The 16412-nt window shown below is 61.9% G+C and carries 10 protein-coding genes; 4 read left to right on the top strand and 6 right to left on the bottom strand.

Annotation, left to right across the window (positions count from 1 at the left end):
* Window positions 1-43 precede the first annotated feature (43 nt).
* From EXY20_RS17860 to EXY20_RS17835, 6 genes are all read right to left on the bottom strand, one after another.
* The gene (locus EXY20_RS17860) at window positions 44-1690 is read right to left on the bottom strand and encodes a type 2 periplasmic-binding domain-containing protein (RefSeq protein ID WP_135553463.1); all 1647 of its coding nucleotides are present in this window, start codon (window positions 1688-1690) and stop codon (window positions 44-46) included.
* Window positions 1691-1756: 66 nt separating this feature from the next.
* A complete protein-coding gene (locus tag EXY20_RS17855; protein WP_135553462.1) occupies window positions 1757-2638 on the bottom strand; it encodes a carbohydrate ABC transporter permease in 882 nt (293 codons plus the stop codon).
* Window positions 2639-2647: 9 nt separating this feature from the next.
* Window positions 2648-3574 (bottom strand): ABC transporter permease, encoded by a 927-nt coding sequence (locus EXY20_RS17850; RefSeq protein WP_135553461.1) that lies wholly within the window; start codon window positions 3572-3574, stop codon window positions 2648-2650.
* Between the two features lie 93 nt (window positions 3575-3667).
* Window positions 3668-5098, bottom strand: coding sequence for an ABC transporter substrate-binding protein (locus EXY20_RS17845; RefSeq protein ID WP_135553460.1), 1431 nt, complete (start codon window positions 5096-5098; stop codon window positions 3668-3670).
* Window positions 5095-7848 (bottom strand): sensor histidine kinase, encoded by a 2754-nt coding sequence (locus EXY20_RS17840; RefSeq protein WP_167859328.1) that lies wholly within the window; start codon window positions 7846-7848, stop codon window positions 5095-5097. Before EXY20_RS17840 ends, EXY20_RS17845 begins: the two co-directional genes overlap by 4 nt.
* The gene (locus tag EXY20_RS17835) at window positions 7845-9407 is read right to left on the bottom strand and encodes a response regulator transcription factor (protein ID WP_167859327.1); all 1563 of its coding nucleotides are present in this window, start codon (window positions 9405-9407) and stop codon (window positions 7845-7847) included. Before EXY20_RS17835 ends, EXY20_RS17840 begins: the two co-directional genes overlap by 4 nt.
* 401 nt (window positions 9408-9808) lie before the next feature.
* Here EXY20_RS17835 and EXY20_RS40435 point away from each other — a divergent pair, with 401 nt between their 5' ends.
* The 4 genes from EXY20_RS40435 to EXY20_RS17815 all read left to right on the top strand — a co-directional run bounded on the left by EXY20_RS40435 (window position 9809) and on the right by EXY20_RS17815 (window position 16304).
* Window positions 9809-12361, top strand: a complete 2553-nt coding sequence (locus EXY20_RS40435; protein ID WP_135553457.1) for a collagen-like domain-containing protein — start codon at window positions 9809-9811, stop codon at window positions 12359-12361.
* Between the two features lie 427 nt (window positions 12362-12788).
* Entirely contained in the window at window positions 12789-13748 is a 960-nt protein-coding gene (locus EXY20_RS17825) for an AAA family ATPase (RefSeq protein ID WP_135553456.1), read from the top strand.
* 8 nt (window positions 13749-13756) lie between these two features.
* Window positions 13757-14914, top strand: coding sequence for a DUF58 domain-containing protein (locus tag EXY20_RS17820; RefSeq protein WP_135553455.1), 1158 nt, complete (start codon window positions 13757-13759; stop codon window positions 14912-14914).
* The gene (locus tag EXY20_RS17815) at window positions 14901-16304 is read left to right on the top strand and encodes a DUF4129 domain-containing protein (protein WP_135553454.1); all 1404 of its coding nucleotides are present in this window, start codon (window positions 14901-14903) and stop codon (window positions 16302-16304) included. The genes EXY20_RS17820 and EXY20_RS17815 overlap by 14 nt, the downstream gene beginning before the upstream one ends.
* The last annotated feature ends 108 nt before the right edge of the window (window positions 16305-16412 follow it).

The following is a 16412-nucleotide window of genomic DNA, read 5'->3' as shown; positions in this document are numbered from 1 at the left end:
CCCGGCATCTCCTCACGGATAACCGGGCGGCCTCTTCTACATCTTACTTCAACTTTTTGTTCTCATAAATGATCGGCAGCTTGTTTACTTCCTCCGTCAGCTGTTTGCCGCCCGCCTTGTTCCAGCGATCGACGTAAGCGTCCCATTCCTTGTCGATGTCGAGTTGGCCGGTAATCGCCTTGACCTGGAACTCCTGCATGATTTTCAGCATTTCCGCCGACTGGATCGATTTGTTCTCCGATACGATGAAATCGACCTGCTTGATATCGACGACATTGTTGATCCGCGGCACTTTTTTGCGGTTCTCTTCAACCGCCTTCGCCACCGCTTTGCCGTTGACGATCTCGTTCATCGGGCCGAAGTAAAGCGGGAAGATGAAGATGCCTGCCCCTTGTTCGGCCGCGTCGACGCCTTGCTTCATGACGGCACCGCCGTTCACCATATCGTATGTTTGGCCGGCAATGCCGAATTTTGCGGTAACGGCGAGCGAGGCCACTGCGTCCGCATACTGGGCGTCGGCAATCTGCATGGCGCGGATCACCTGCTCGTCGGTCGCCTTGGCGCCGAACATGAGCCCCCAGCCGACCCATTCGCCGTTGCCGTAGCCGCCGCCGAAGCCTTCGGGACCGACGATATTAGGCAGCTGCACCGGAACCGCCGCCGGCGTCTTCTGCGACAGCAGGAACAAGGGGTCTTTGCTGATTTCGTTCATATAAATTACGTTCGTAAACTCGGTGCCGATTTTGTTGTCCAAAATTTTTGCCTGGCGCTCCGGCTTCTTGTCGCTGACCGACGCCGGGTCGATGATGCCTTCCTTCCACCAGGAATTAAGCAGCTTGAGCGCTTGCTTGTAGCGATCGGAGACGGCGCCGAACACGATTTTGTTGTCGGCTGCCTTGCCCCATTGGTTCGGATTGACGCCGTAAGCGGCAAAAATGTTGTTGAAACCGTAGTAGTAGAAGTTCGCTTCTCCAAAAACATCCTCCAATCCGTACGTATCGTTTTTGCCGTTGCCGTCGGGATCGTCGAACGTAAACTTTTTCAAAATGTCGTGCAGTTCATCAAGCGTCATCGTATCGCCCAGCTTGGTCACGCCGATTTTGTCCAGCCAATCCTTGCGGGTAAAAATCCCCGAGTTGGAAAGCCCCGCCGCCGAACCTACCGGAACTTGAATCAGGTCTCCGGTTTTGTAATCCTTGGAAATCGCCCACGCCGTTTTGTCGTCATATTGCTCGATGATTTTCATGACGTTCGGCATGTACTGCTTGACCATATCCATCGAAATTTTGCGGATGACGCCGTCGCGGTAATATTGCTGCGCGTTCCAGGTGACCATGACGTCCGGGATCGTGCCGCCGGCAAGCGTCACTTTCAGCTTCTCGGCGTCCATCGAATTGATCGGGACCGCTTTCAGATCGACGTTGAACTTGTCTTCGAATATTTTTTCGACCGGCGTGCCGTCCTTCCATTTGCTCATGTCAATCATGTTCAAATAAGTAAGCGTCAGCTTCTTCTCGTACGGATTCGTCGCAGCGGACGGCTTCGCCGATGCGCTTGCCGCACTGCTTGAAGGCGCGGGCGAGCTGCCCGTTCCTTTGCTTTCCTTGTCGCTGCTGCAAGCCGACAGCGCCACAACCGCGGCCATCGTTGCCGCGAGACCGGCGGCTGTCGCCGTTTTGCCTTTGCCCATCGAACGTCTCCCCCAGTAATGGTTAATATATATAGCAACTTGAATGGACGAACCGCGCGCGTTCGGTTATCCTTTCAAAGCTCCTATCATGATGCCTTTCACAAAATACCGCTGCAGAAACGGATAGACGAGCACGATCGGACCGATTGTGACGAAGATGAACGCCGCCTTGAGCGTGTTCGGATTGACGGCATTCACCTGGAGGCCCAGCAGCGCTTTGGCGGTGCCGATCGCCCCGTCGTCGTAATTGAACATGATTTTGCGCAGCAGCATCTGCAGCACTTGTTTGTCCGGATCGTTGATATAAATCATCGCGTCGAACCAGGCGTTCCAGTGGGCGACCATCGTCCATAGCGCAATCGTCGCCAGCACGGGCTTGCATAGCGGCGCGATGATTTGCGCAAGGATGCGGATCGGCCCCGCGCCGTCCATCGCCGCCGACTCCTCCAGGCTTTTGTCGATCGAACCCTGGATGTAGTTGCGCATCACCACGAGGTTGAATACGCCAAGCACGCCGGGCAATATCAGCGACAACCGCGAATTGACCAGTCCAAGATCGCGGATCCACAAATAGGTCGGAATCAAACCGCCGCTGAAAAACATCGTAAACAGAAAGTACACCGTGATCGCCCCGCGCAGCGGCATGCCGCGCTGGCTGAGGGCGTAAGCCGCACACATCGTGACGACGATCGACAGCGCCGTGCCGAACACCGTACGGATGAGCGTATTGACGTACCCCCGTGCGACGTCGTCGTTGCTGAACACGATGCGGTACGAATCGAGCGTGAAGTGCTTCGGCCAAAGCTGCAGCTGCTGCGTCAAAATATCGTTCGGCAGCGAAAACGAAGTGACCAGCAAATTGTAGAACGGGTACAGCACCGAAAGCATGAACAGCAGCATGAAACCAACATTGACCGCGTCGAATAAAGTTGTCGTCCGTTTGCGCATCCGATTCACCTACCAAATGCCGTTTTCGTTGTTGAATTTTTTGACGATCCAGTTCGCCCCGAAGATGAGCATGAAGCCGATCACGTTCTGGAACAACCCTACGGCGGCCGCGAAGCTGTATTCGTTGGCGCCGCCCATATTGGCGAGGCCCCGCCGGTATACGTAGGTGTCGATAACGTCGGCAACTTCATAAACGCTTACCGAATACAGGTTGAAAATCTGGTCGAAGCCCGCGTGCAAAATGCCGCCGACGCTCAGGATGAACATGATCGTCGCCACCGGCACAAGCGCGGGGATGGTGACGTACCGCGTTTTCTGCAGCCGGCTCGCCCCGTCCAGATCGGCGGCTTCGTACAACTCCGTGTTGATGCCGACAATAACCGCAAGATAGATGATGCTGCCCCAGCCGATGCCTTGCCAAATGCCGCTGGTGACGAGAATCGTGCGGAACCATTCCGGCGTGACGAGGAAGTTGATCGGCTCTTGACCGAACCACCGCAGCGCCATGTTGACCACCCCGACATCGACCGACAGCACCGACGTGACGACGCCCGCCAACACAACCCAGGACAGGAAATGCGGCAAGTAAGAAATCGTCTGCACAAACTTCTTGAACCATCCGATCCGCAGCTCGTTCAGCAGCAGCGCCAGCACGATCGGCGCCGGAAAACCGAACAGAAGCCGGTACACGCTGATGAGCAGCGTATTGCGCAGCACCTCGTAGAAGCTTTTGATCTCGAACAGGTTGCGGAAGTTCTCGAGCCCGATCCATTCGCTGCCGCCGATGCCTTTCATGATCTTGTAGTCCTTGAAGGCGATCGCGATGCCGTACATCGGGATGTAAGAAAAGACGAACACCGCAACGACCGCCGGCAGCAGCAGCAAATAATAAGTTTTGTAGTGGCGCAATGCCCGGCCCAGTGTTCTTGTAGCCATCCCCTGTCCTCCTGTTTCCGTTGCTCTGTTCCCATTGTAGAGGCATTGCAAGCGCTTAAACAGTAGGCGACATTGAACAAAAGAGGGCAGTTTTCAACTGCCCTCCGGGGTAATCGTATTGATCCGTTCCGCCTCCGCCTGCTCCTGCAGCAGGCGGAGGAAGTCGTCCGCATCGGCGCCGCCGCCGAAATATACGTTCATCCGCTGCAGGAACATGGCAAGCATCGCCTGCTCCATATGCTGGGCGAGCGCGGTGTCCTCGTTGCCTGCCGGCCCCGTCACAACCGCCGTTTCGTCGCGAATCCGTTTCAGTTCATCCAGGAAGGACGGCGGATAAATGCCGGTATGCACCCGGTTGTCGCGGTCCTGATACGTGTCGAACAGCTCGCGGAAATCGCTGGCGTTCGCCTGGCCGTAAGCCGAGGCGGCGCCGGAAAGCCCGGCGGCGGCTTCCGTCGTCAGGAAACGAACGAACTGGTACGCTTCGTACGGGTGCTTTGTGGACGCGCTGGCCACATAGCCGGAGCCGGCGGACAGCCGGAACGATTTTGGCGGCACCGACTCGTTCAGACGCGGATAAAACGTGGCGCCATAGCGGAACTTCAGCCCGTTCTCGCCGCCGAGCAGCTTGTCGTCGAACCGGCGTTTGTTCCACACCTGCGGCGTGCTCCAATCGGCTTCGATCATCGCCGCACGCCGATCGGCGAACAGGAACCTCGCGTCCCACTTCTGCAGCTCGATCTGCGCGAACGACGGAGCGGCGCCGCTATCCTGCATGCCCTTGTACCACGCCAGCGCCTGCCCGACCCGGCTGTCCCGGAATTGCGGGCTGCCGCCGGACAGAAACGACCAACCGCCGTTCAGCAGCGGGATGAAGATCGTGTCCTCCCACGACGACGGCACGAAGCCGAATACCCGGTCAGCCCCGTCGCCCGGTCGCGCAAGCTTGCTTGCCATCGCCGCCAGCCCGGCCAGCGTCGTCCGTTCGTTCGGGTAAGCGAGGCCGGCCTCGTCGAACATGTCCTTGTTGTAATACAACACCGAATAGTGCAGACTGGACGGCAGGAAATAATAGCTCCCTTTTACCTCCATCTCCGTCATGTAGGAGCCGAATGACGCCGCCGGATCGAACCGGTCGGCTTGCAGATACGGGCCGAAATCGAGCAGCACGCCTTCCGTCGCCCGCTGGATATGATCGCCGCCGTCCATCATCATGACGTCCATCGGCTCGTTGACGGCCATCGCGACGTCGAGCGATTTCATGTAGTCGGCGTCCCCGCCGGGATATTCCTTGTATTCGATGTCGATATCGGGATGCTCTTTGCTCCACTGGGCGATGATCCGGTTCGCGTTGCCGCCGCTTGCATACCCGTGGCCGACCCAGACGAGCTTCACGCGGTTCCCGGCGGAAGGCGGCTCCCCTTGGCCCGCCCGGCTTCCCGGCAAGCGCGCCCACCAGTAAACGGCGCCGAGCGCGGCAGCGGCGGCGAGCAGCAGCGCAAGCTTGCGGCCTGTTGCGTTCATGGGCGCACCTCCTCGATTTCCTTCGGCACGGCCAGCGGGACCGCCAGCGTCACCTTCGTCCAATAGCCGTACCGGCTGGCGATCGTCATGCCCGCCTCGCCGCCGTACATCAGCGCCAGCCGCTGACGAATGTTGCGCAGGCCGATGCTGCCGCCGTCGCCATCGCCGCTGCTGTCGCCTTCGGCAAGCGAACGATTCAGCTGCGCAAGCGGCTCCGGCGCAATGCCGCAGCCGTTGTCGCTCACTTCGATCTGCAGCCTCCCGCCGGCAACACGAGCGGAAACGGACACGCAGCCTCCCGCCAGCTTGTCTTCGATGCCGTGCAGCAGCGCGTTCTCCACGACCGGCTGCAGAATGAACCGCACCACCTGCAGCTGCAGCGTGTCCGGCTCGATGCTCCAGACGATGCGCAGCCGCTCGCCGTAACGAATCTGCTGCAGGAACAAGTAGGAGCGGATATGGGCCAGCTCGTCGCGGAACGACGTCAGCTTCAGCCCGGCATTCGCGCCCGAGCGGAGAAACACCGACAGCTCGTTGATCATGTCGACGGCGATATTGTTCTCCGGAGCCAGGTCCAGCGCGGCCCACTTGATCGTTTCCAGCGTGTTGTACAGGAAATGGGGATTGATCTGCTTCATCAGACTGGCGAGCTCGGCCCGCTTGAAGGCAAGCTGCACTTCGCGATTGATGACCTCGACACGATAAATGTCGCCCATCAGCTGCTGGATCTTGTCGACCATGCCGCTGACGTGCAGCGACAGCTCGTCGATTTCGTCCAGATCGACCGCAAGCGGCGCCACCTTGTACTGGAACTTGCTGTCGACCGTTTGGCGGATCTGGGCGACGAACTGGGTGATCGGGCGCGCGATGCTGCGCGACAGGAAAAAAATCGCGATCGGAATCAGCGCCAGCAGCGCCAGCAGCAAGTAGCCGTTCATCAGCATAATTTCCCGGCTGCCCTGGTAGATGCCCGTATTGTCGAGCGTGCTGATTACATACCAATCGGGCTTCTGGATTTGATCCACCAGAGCCAGTTGCTTCCTTCCTCCCAGCGTCGCCTGCCGGATGCCCGCTCCTTCCGCCAGCAGCTTGTCGATCTCTTCCTCCGTTTCCCCGGTGGCGCCGTTGTTTTTGCTGTAGACGATTTGGCCGCCGCTGTCCGTCACGATGACGTTGGCCGACGGAATGGCCAAATTCGCGCCAAGCGCCTGCAGTTCGGCTTCATTGATCGCAAACAGGTAATAGCCGAGCAGCCGGCGCGGATAGTCGGTGCTCCAAATTTTTTGGCCGACGGTGATGACGTGATCCCCGAACGGGTCCTTCGGCTCGTTCAGGTACACCGTTTCGCCGTTCGAACGCTCGAGCGCGCCGTAAATGTCGCGGTAGTGAATGTTTTTTTCATTGAGCCGGGAATTGATCGTGGAGAAAACAAGCAGCCCTTTGCTGTTGTAAATGTTGAGGTAGTTCAGGTTCTTGTTGACGATCTGCTGGTAGGAGAAGAAGCTCTTGAACTCCTCCGCCATCACTTCCTGGTTGTCCGGGAAACGCATCATTTCCTGAATGTTTTCGTTCCGCAGCACCGCGTTCAGAAACCTGTCGGTGTTGTTCAGCTGCAGCTGCAGCGTGTCGCCGGATTGACCGACGAACTGGTTGTAGTATTTGATCATGTGATCGCGCGTCAATTGCACGGAGAAGTAGTAGCTGACGGCCATGATCACCGCCACGCCGGCCAGCGCGGCAAGCAGCCAGCAGCCGAACAGGCTCGCGCGGAAGCTGAACCGGTGCCGGCGCACGATCCGGTAGTCCAGCAGCTCGTTGATGCTGCCGATTCGCTTGAATTCCGCCAACTGCCGCTTCATCCGGTCGATCGGCGACAGCAGCCGGGGGACGAACCAGTTCTCGTATACCGCCAGGCAAACAAGCAGTCCCAATACGACGAATACGAGCCAGCGCCCGTACGATTGCTGCAGCGCGCGGTATTCCGGGTCGTCCATGCCCAGCTTCAGCTCGAAGCCGTACTGCGACGCGGGCGAACCGATCGTCTGCTCGGACGGCGAGACGCCGGAAGCGGGCGCGCCGGCCGGCACGAGCTCGAACGTAAACACGGAGCGCGGGGAAACGAGCGTCTGCAGCATATCGGCGCCGACGGTCACCGTTACGACGGCATCGCTTGCTATCGGTTTCTCGTAGACGAACCGGTTCTCGAACAGCAGCCGGGCGATTTGGCGCGCTTCGCCGCCGTCTTCGGGCGGCAGCGCGAGCCGCGTCGACCAGACGCCGGCGTCCGCTGCGCCAAGCGGGCTTGCTGCGGCGGCAAAGCGGTTCAAGGTGCGGATTTGCGCCGTCGACAAATCGGCCCCCGCCGCGCCGGAAGCGAGAAACGTTCGCCCGTTTCGCCAGGAGATCAGAATCGATTCGACATGGGGGTAAAAGCGGGACAAGCTCGCCAGATCGGTTTCGATCCGGCGCAGGTGCTGCACTTCCGCCTGCTCGTCCGCTTCGCCGAACTCCATCTCGTCCATCATCGAACGGTTTTCCGAGATGAGCAGCGGAATTTTTTCCGCCTGGGCGAACATGACGTCGATATTTTGCAGCATCTGCTGCCGAATGAAACCGAACTCGCGGTTGCGTTCCTCGTCGGCCTTGCCGATCGAAAGCAGGTACGACACCGCCGCCGATCCGGCAAACACGAACAACGCCAGCAAGGCCGTGGCGAAACCGAGCTTGCGCCGCAAGCTGCTGCCGTTCATCGGTGCACCTTCTCCGCGTATTCCTTCGGCGTTTGCCCCGTACATTCGCGAAATACTTTGCTGAAATGTTTGGCGTCGGTATAACCGACCTGATAGGCCACCTCATAAATTTTGAGCAGCGGGTCGCGCTGCATGATCGCCTTCGCCCGGTTCATGCGCGCCGTTTTCAGATAGTGATGGAAATTCACCTTCTCTTCGCGCTTGAACAGCATCGACAAATATTCGTGCGTAACCCCGTAGGATACCGCAAGGTCGGTCAGTGAAACCGGCTCCGCCAGATGGTCGCGAATATGCTGCTTGAGCTGGTGGACCAGCCGGTTTCCGGGATCGCGGCCCGACGATTCGCGCTGCAGCGCCGCCAGCGCAAGGCGCTCCGTTTGCTCGTGCAGCTCCTGCAGCCGGACCGCTTCGCGGGCGAAACGTTGCGCCGCTTCCGCCGGATCGACGCCTCCTGTGTCCGGACGAAACGCGCCGCTTCTTTCGTCGCGAACTTCGCCCGCAACGCGGAGCATGTCGGCATATGCCGCGCGAACGCTGTCCGGCGCGAATGCCGCGTCTTGCAGCTTGCGTTGCGCCTCTTTCAACCAGCGGCGGACGGCTTCCGGATCGCCGCCCCGCACAAGCTCTCGCCATTGTTCGCGCTGCTCCCCGGACAAGGGGAAGCCGGCTGCCGGAGCGGCGAAACGATACGCCTGCCGCGCGAACGCGACGGGAAACGCGCTGTAGAACAGCTCCCGCTCGAGGCCGGCGCGCGTTTCGGCCGCAAACGGCGCGAATCCGTCCGCCTGCCGGAAGGAGGCGCCAAACACGCATGCCCGCAACGACGGGCAAGATGCGGGCAGCGCCATCGCCTTTAGCTGCCATTCTTCCTCGCTGGGCTGTTCCTCCCGGTCGTCCGCAACGAACAGGAGGCCGTAGCCGAAACCGATCGCTTCGGCAATCAGCAGTTCGCCGCCGCCCGGCGCAAAATGCCCGCGGATCGCCTGTTCGGCCGCGTCTCCCGGTTGATCGTTGGCCATGGCGGCGTATGCGACGCGGCAAGTCGCGCGCGGATTGGCGCGAAACAGCAGCTCCGCAAAAACGCCGGCCGATTCGGTTTCCCCGCCGCCGTTCAGCAGCTTGAACCATTCGGTTTCGAGCTGCGTCCGCTGCTGCAGCCGCAATTGAACCGTCTGCTCGCGCCGCCGGTCGAGCGACTCGCGGATTTTGTCCAGCAGCTCGGCCACTTCCTGCACTTTGACCGGCTTCAGCAAATAATCGACCACCGTATATTTCAGCGCTTGCCGCGCAAATTCGAATTCCCCGTATCCGCTCAAAATGACGACATGCGCCTGGAAGCCGGAGCGCAACAAGGCGTCCAGCAGCTCGAACCCGGACATGCCGGGCATTTTGATATCGAGCATAATCAGGTCCGCCGGCTGGGCGCGGAACAAGCGAAGCGCTTCCAAACCGCTCGCCGCTTCCGTCGTCACTTGAAATCCGTGCCGCTCCCACGGGATATGCTTGCGCAGCCCGGCGCGGAGATGATGCTCGTCGTCGACAAGCATGACCGTGTACATGCCGTTGCCTCCTCGCGATGCGTGATGTGTCTTGGTCGGACCGGCTTTTTTTACCCCCCATTGTATCAAATCTTGCGCTCTCGCATAAGCGGGCGACTTTAAAGTATGGAGGGTAGTTTTCATCTCTCCCGCAGCCCGTTTTGGCGCGGCAGAGGCGATCTGCCTTCCGTTAAGCCGTTCCCTTGCGCGAAAGTATATGCTTGCCCCCGGTTCCAAGCGCAACGCTTTCCCATATACTATCGAAACGACGAATCTATTTGCTGCCGGGAACCCCTCTACCTGGACCACTGGAAGAGAAGCGACCGCGTTCAGAAGCTTGGAACCGAATCGATGCGGAGTGGAAGAAGGGAGTGTTCAAAAAGGCGGCTTTTTGAACAACCTCTAAAAAGGAGGAGTTTGGAGTGGCTGATCAAAATGCGAATACAAACGGCAAGCGGTTGACCGGGCCTACGGGACCGACGGGACCCACGGGGCCGACAGGGCCCGCCGGGCCGCGGGGAGCGACGGGCGCTACCGGGCCCGCCGGACCGCGAGGCGCTACCGGACCTGCAGGCGTGCGGGGCGCGACAGGAGCGGCGGGACCGCGGGGAACGACCGGACCCGCTGGCGTTCGCGGGGCGACGGGCGCGACCGGAGCGGCTGGCGTAAGAGGCGCGACCGGGCCGGCGGGCGTTCGCGGCGCTACCGGCGCAGCAGGGCCGACGGGCGCGACAGGCCCGGCCGGCGTGCGGGGCGCGACTGGGCCGACAGGCGCAACCGGGCCGCAGGGAAGCAAGGGCGATAAAGGCGACACGGGCGCTACCGGGGCAACCGGACCGGCGGGGTCCGGCGGCGGAGCGACCGGGCCGACGGGACCGAGAGGGCCGCAGGGGCCGGTAGGACCGCAGGGGCCCGTTGGACCGGCAGGCGCGCAAGGACCGGCGGGGCCGCAGGGCATGAAGGGCGACACCGGGGCAACGGGAGCGACGGGAGCGCAAGGCGCTAAGGGCGACAACGGCGCGACCGGGGCGACGGGAGCGACGGGCGCCACGGGGCCGGCAGGCTCCGGCGGCGGGGCCACGGGGCCGACCGGCGCAACAGGGCCGGCAGGACCGACGGGGCCGCAAGGCGCCAAAGGCGACACGGGCGCGACTGGGGCGCAGGGCGCTAAGGGCGACAACGGCGCGACCGGGGCGACGGGTGCGACGGGCGCCACGGGGCCGGCAGGCTCCGGCGGCGGGGCCACAGGGCCAACCGGCGCAACAGGGCCGGCAGGGCCGACGGGCGCCACGGGGCCAGCGGGCGTGGTAGGCGCGACGGGACCGCAGGGGCCAGCGGGCACTGCCGGGGCGACGGGGCCGCAGGGGCCGGCAGGTACTGCCGGTGCTACGGGACCGCAGGGGCCGGCAGGCACTGCCGGTGCTACGGGACCGCAGGGGCCGGCAGGTACTGCCGGTGCTACGGGACCGCAGGGGCCGGCGGGTGCGCAAGGCGTCAAAGGCGACACCGGCGCGACTGGCGCAACCGGGGCAACCGGCGCGACCGGGCCGGCGGGTTCCGGCGGCGGGGCTACGGGGCCGACAGGGGCAACCGGGCCGGCAGGCGCCAAAGGCGCGACCGGGGCGACAGGTCCGTCAGGGCCAACCGGCGCGACCGGAGCAACCGGGGCGACAGGTCCGGCGGGGTCGGGCTCGGGCAACCTGCCTTACGTGAACCTGAAGCAGTGGGCCAGAGGCGACGGCGTTACCGACGATACGGCAGCTTTCGCCCAAGCGATGGCGGCTTTGCCGAACGGCGGCACGCTGGTCATACCGATCGGCACGTATAAAGTGACAAGCGTCCTCATCGCCAGAAGCAACCTGACCATCCAGGCCGAGGAGGGCGCCGTCATCACCAGCAATACCGTTCCGTCGACGCAGGACGTGCCGCTGCTCCGCATAACGGGCAACAACACGATCGTCAGCAGTTTGACGGTAGCCTACACGGGTCCTGCGACGCAAGCCGCTGGGGCGAAAGCGCGAAACGGCATCGAGGTGCGCGGCAACAATATCCTCCTCGAAAACTGCGAGGCCCGCAACATCACCTGGGCGGGAATCGCCGTCGGCGGCGCGGATACGAGCAGAGTCATGATCCTGAACTGCTACAGCCACAACAACGGCCATTCCGGCGTATGCTGCGGCTACACGGCCGGCGAAAACTCCGGCTCGATCCAGGGCTATCCGACGGACGTCACCGTCATGGGCGGCAACTTCAACGACAACGGCAACCCCAGCTTCAACGGGGCCGACGGTTACGGCGTGTCGATGGACTGCATCACCGGCAAAGTGATCGGCGCAACCGCCAACCACAACTGGGGCCGGGGCATCGATTCCCATTACGCGGTGAGAAGCATTCAATTTTCCGACAACTATTGCGAAAATAACGGCATCGTCACGGACGGCAGCAAAGACACCGTCGGCATCCACGTCGTCCGCCAGGCCGCCAACACCGTCATTACGGGCAATGTCGTCAAGGATATGCCGCGGCTCGAATGCGTCGGAATTCTTGTCGGCGGCACGCCCAGCTATCCGACAGGCGTCCAGAACATCGTCATCAGCAACAACATTACGGAAAACATTCTTAATGCGGGCATCTACGTGCGCGGCTACAAAACGGAATCCGCCGTCATTACCAACAATATCGTGCGCAACACGCTCGGCCTGTTCGTCGGACCCGAATCGAACGATCAGTATTCCCACGTCAAAAACCTGCTCATCCAGGGCAACTCGGTCACCAACACGAACAACGACGCCTATATGCAAATTTTGGACCAGAAGAACGGCGACTTCATCTCCGTCACCGCCAACGCCGCCAACAGCTTCCAGCTTACGTTCACGAGCGGCAATACGGGCAAATACAAAGTCAACGGCAACCGGTTTACTTCCGCCATGAGCATCACGGCGCCCGGCAGCACCGGCGACACTTCCAACAACTGACGGACGCGCCGCCGCATAGCCCGCCCCTCGACAAGAGGCGGGCTTTTTGCCGTGCGCTCCGCTTCCGAAAAAAATAGGCCATGAAAAATGGCCTATTCGCCTCTTTTCCCCCTGCTCCATCGAAAATAGCCAGTGATAACACTGGTTATTCGCATCAAACAGCTCCAAAATCGAACTTTCCTGCGAAATAGCCAGCGATTTCACTGGTTATTTCTTGGCATCCGTCCATTTCTGACCAAATAGCCAATGAAACATGGCTTATTTCGCAACATGGTGCAACGAAGCCGGCCTTTCGGCGCGCATCCGGCGGCAATTTCCCATTTTGTTTGGATACTTGTGGCGAAAGTGGTATGGTTAGATGGAAGCGTTTTTACCAAGCGGCTGCACGGCATTCGCACTCCCATTTCCCGACAGGACGGTGTTACGCATGGAACTCTCCCACATCCGCGAAGCTGCTGACCGGATCAAACAAAATATCGCCGGGGTAATCGTCGGCAAGGAAACGGTCGTCGATCAATTGCTGATCGCCTTGATCGCCTCCGGCCACGTACTGCTCGAAGACGTCCCCGGCACCGGCAAAACGCTGCTCGCCAAGACGCTAGCCGCTTCGCTCGACTGCTCGATGAAGCGCATCCAATTTACGCCGGACCTGCTGCCTTCCGATCTCAGCGGCATCCATTTCTACAACCAGCGGACGAACGAATTTACGTTCCGGCAAGGCCCGCTGTTCGCCAACGTCATCGTCGCCGACGAAATCAACCGCGCCACCCCGCGTACGCAGTCGAGCCTGCTCGAGTGCATGGAGGAGCGGCAGGTAACCGTAGACGGCGAAACGATGCCGCTCGAGCAGCCGTTTCTTGTCATCGCCACCCAGAATCCGGTGGAAAACCAGGGCACGTTCCCGCTGCCGGAAGCGCAGCTTGACCGGTTTCTGCTGAAGGTGAAAATGGGGTATCCGTCGACCGGAGAAGGGCTCGAAATTATGCGCCGGTTCAAGGAATCGAGCCCGCTTGCGCAGGTGGCGAGCGTCATTCGCAAAAGCGATGTCGTCGCGATGCAAACGAATTATTCGCGAGTACGCGTAAGCGACGACCTACTACGCTATATGCTGCAAATCGTGGAAGCGACCCGCGCGCACGACGACATCGCGCTTGGCGTCAGTCCGCGCGGCAGTCAGGCGCTGCTTCGCGCGGTGCAGGTGCAGGCGCTGCTGCAAGGCCGGGAATACGTCATTCCCGACGATGTCAAAGCGATGGCGGCGCCCGTGCTGGCGCACCGTCTGCTGCTGCGGAACGCGGCGCGGCGCTCTGCCGGCGACGCCGAACAGCTGCTTGCGCGCATCGTAGGCGGCATCGCCGTGCCGGCCGAAGAGCTGCAGCGCAGCTAGGGGCGGCCATGAGCATTCCGTGGATTTTGTTCGTCGCCTGCGTGGTGCTGTTCGTGCAAATGCGAATCTATCGCCGATACGGTTTGAGAAAACTGCAGTACAGCCGCCATTTCAACGTTGCGGCCTGCTACGAGGGCGACGAAGTCGAAATGATCGAACGGATCGCCAACCGGAAGCTGCTGCCGCTTCCCTGGCTGCGGCTCGAATCGATGATTCACGCCGGCTTGCGTTTTCGCGGCCAGTTCAATCTGGATATCAAGAGCGGGCAATTTTTTCAAAATCATACGAGTGTATTCCACCTGCAGCCGTATATGCAGATTACCCGCACGCACCGCGTCGTTTGCGCGAAACGCGGCCACTACCTCCTCCAGTCGGCCACGCTGACGTGCGGCGACCCGATCGGCCTGCAGCGCAGCTACAAGCAGCTGCCGCTCAGCTGTGAGCTGCTCGTGTATCCGCGCGTCGTGCCGCTGGCGGACATTCCGCTGCCTTCGCACAGCTGGCTTGGCGATTTGGCGGTGCGGCGCTGGATCGTCGACGATCCGTTCCTGCTCGCCGGCGTGCGCGAGTACCGTTCCGGCGACGCGCTGAACCGCGTCAACTGGAGCGCCACCGCCCGCACCGGCAGCTTGCAGGTGCACAAGCGCGATTACACGGCCGATCATCGGCTGATGATTTATGTGAATTTTGACGTTACGGAGCAAATGTGGAAGGATGTGTCCGATCCGGAGCTGATCGAGCTCGGCCTTTCCTACGCGGCTTCACTTGCTACTTACGCGATTCGCCAAGGGGTCGAAACCGGCTTCGGCTGCAACGGCTATACCTCCGACGCCAAGAACGAAACCGTTCGCGTCCCGGCCGGCAGCGGACAGGACCATTTGCAGACGCTGCTGGAAACGATGGCACGGCTGGAAATGGCTCGATACGTCGGCATCGACGCGTTCCTCGAGCGGGATGTCGCGGAAGGTGTCACGCAGCAGGACATCGTGCTGATCACCAGCTTCGTCAGCGACGCCATGCAGACGCACATCGACAGCTTGCGGCGCGCCGGCAATGCGGTCGATATCGTGCCGCTGACGCGGGCGCTGCTGACCGGCTCCGTTGACGCAGGGCAAGCGGCCGCGGCGTTGGCAGCCGAGGAGAGGGGCAGCTATGAAACGAGATAACGGCGGCGCAAGAGCCGCACAACAATTGCTGACCGCCTGGCGCCACGGGTTTGTCGAGCTGCTGCTGTACTATCCGTTTCTGCTGCTCGTCGGCTCCCTGATCGCCGAAGACGTCGACTTGCGGTTATGGCTTCCGGGTTTGACGGTTTTTTATGCGGTCGGATTCGTTTACCGCCGTCTGTTCGCCATCCGCCGCCGACTGGCGCTTATCCCGCTTGGCGCGGCAACCGCGCTTGTTGCGGCGTGGGCGCTGTTCGGGCTGTCGCTCGCGGCTGCCGTCACGGCGGCCGCAGGCGGACTCGCGCTGTACCGCGGCGCGGCATCCGCCGGCAGGGCGTGGTCCGAAGCGTTTGCGCCTGTGCATTATACCGTCGGATTGGCCGCCTATTTTCTGCTGACGGCTTATGTCGGACTGGCCAAACCCACGCCCGATTTGCCGCTGCAATCGACGGTTCCCTGGCTCGGGCTGCTCGCTCTCGCGATAACGCTGTTCGCGGCGGGACGGACGAACCTCGACCGCGAAGCGCAAGTGACCGGCATGCCGGCCGAAGGCAGTCAGCCGGCTGCGGCGTCGTCGCATTCCGTGCTGACGCGCCGGGCGCTGCGCAACAACCGGCTGCTGATCGCCGTCCTGCTCGCCGTTGTGCTGCTGGTCGGCTTCATCGGCCGCATCCGCGACGGCTTCGTGTGGCTCGCGGCCTGGCTGCGCGACTTCGTCGCCTGGCTGCTGTCGCTGATCGGCCCCGGCGAACAGGAGCCGCCGCCCCCGCAGGCGTCAGCTCCGCCGCAGCAGCCCATGCCGCTGCCGGAAGCGGGCGAGCCGTCGTTTTTGGCCAAGCTGATGGAAACGATCTTCATGATCATCGCTTACCTCCTGCTCGCTGCGCTGGCGCTGTTTGCGCTCTATATGGCGGGCAAGGCGCTTGTTCGGCTCGGCCGCAAGCTGACCGCCTGGCTGAACCGGCGGCTCAAGGACGCCGGAGAAACAACGGACGACGGCAGCGGGTATGTCGACGAAAGCGAATCGCTGCTCGACTGGAAGCAGCTGGCCGCCGGTTACCGGCAGCGCTGGCGGGACCGGTTCGGCGGCAACCGCGACAAAGAACCGGCCTGGGAAGAGCTGCCCGACAATCGGGCGCGCATCCGCTACCTGTACCGCCAGGTGCTGCAGCGCAGCATCGCCGCGGGCTACCGGTTCCGGCCGCAGCTGACGCCGCGCGAGACGGCCGACGAACTCGGCCGCGGAAGCGGCGGAGGCCGGGCGCCGCTGCCGGACGAGCTGCTGCAGGCGTACCAGCGCACCCGCTACGGCGAAGCCGAGGTCGACGACGCAACGGTAGCGCGCGTCGCCGGCCAGGTGCGCGAGCGGCCGAAGGGCGAGCGCTCGTAAGGTGCCCGCCCGCTTGGACGCGCGGCGTGGCGGGGTTGTCTTGCGAAATAGTGACGCAACGGTCGCGCGCGTCGCCGGTCGCCGGCCAAGTGCGCGAGCGGCGAGGGG

Origin of the sequence: Paenibacillus cymbidii, from assembly GCF_004764705.1 — a bacterium.
GTDB classification, from domain to species: Bacteria; Bacillota; Bacilli; order Paenibacillales; family NBRC-103111; genus Paenibacillus_AN; species Paenibacillus_AN cymbidii.
This window is presented reverse-complemented; position numbering and strand designations above follow the sequence as displayed.

What these genes read in the sequence shown, in the direction of transcription:
- EXY20_RS17825 (WP_135553456.1), top strand. Translation starts at nt 12,789, where the DNA reads ATGGAACTCTCCCACATCCGCGAAGCTGCTGACCGGATCAAACAAAAT.
- EXY20_RS17845 (WP_135553460.1), bottom strand. Translation starts at nt 5,098, where the DNA reads ATGAACGCAACAGGCCGCAAGCTTGCGCTGCTGCTCGCCGCCGCTGCC.
- EXY20_RS17820 (WP_135553455.1), top strand. Translation starts at nt 13,757, where the DNA reads ATGAGCATTCCGTGGATTTTGTTCGTCGCCTGCGTGGTGCTGTTCGTG.
- EXY20_RS17840 (WP_167859328.1), bottom strand. Translation starts at nt 7,848, where the DNA reads ATGAACGGCAGCAGCTTGCGGCGCAAGCTCGGTTTCGCCACGGCCTTG.
- EXY20_RS17855 (WP_135553462.1), bottom strand. Translation starts at nt 2,638, where the DNA reads ATGCGCAAACGGACGACAACTTTATTCGACGCGGTCAATGTTGGTTTC.
- EXY20_RS17860 (WP_135553463.1), bottom strand. Translation starts at nt 1,690, where the DNA reads ATGGGCAAAGGCAAAACGGCGACAGCCGCCGGTCTCGCGGCAACGATG.
- EXY20_RS17815 (WP_135553454.1), top strand. Translation starts at nt 14,901, where the DNA reads ATGAAACGAGATAACGGCGGCGCAAGAGCCGCACAACAATTGCTGACC.
- EXY20_RS17835 (WP_167859327.1), bottom strand. Translation starts at nt 9,407, where the DNA reads ATGTACACGGTCATGCTTGTCGACGACGAGCATCATCTCCGCGCCGGG.
- EXY20_RS17850 (WP_135553461.1), bottom strand. Translation starts at nt 3,574, where the DNA reads ATGGCTACAAGAACACTGGGCCGGGCATTGCGCCACTACAAAACTTAT.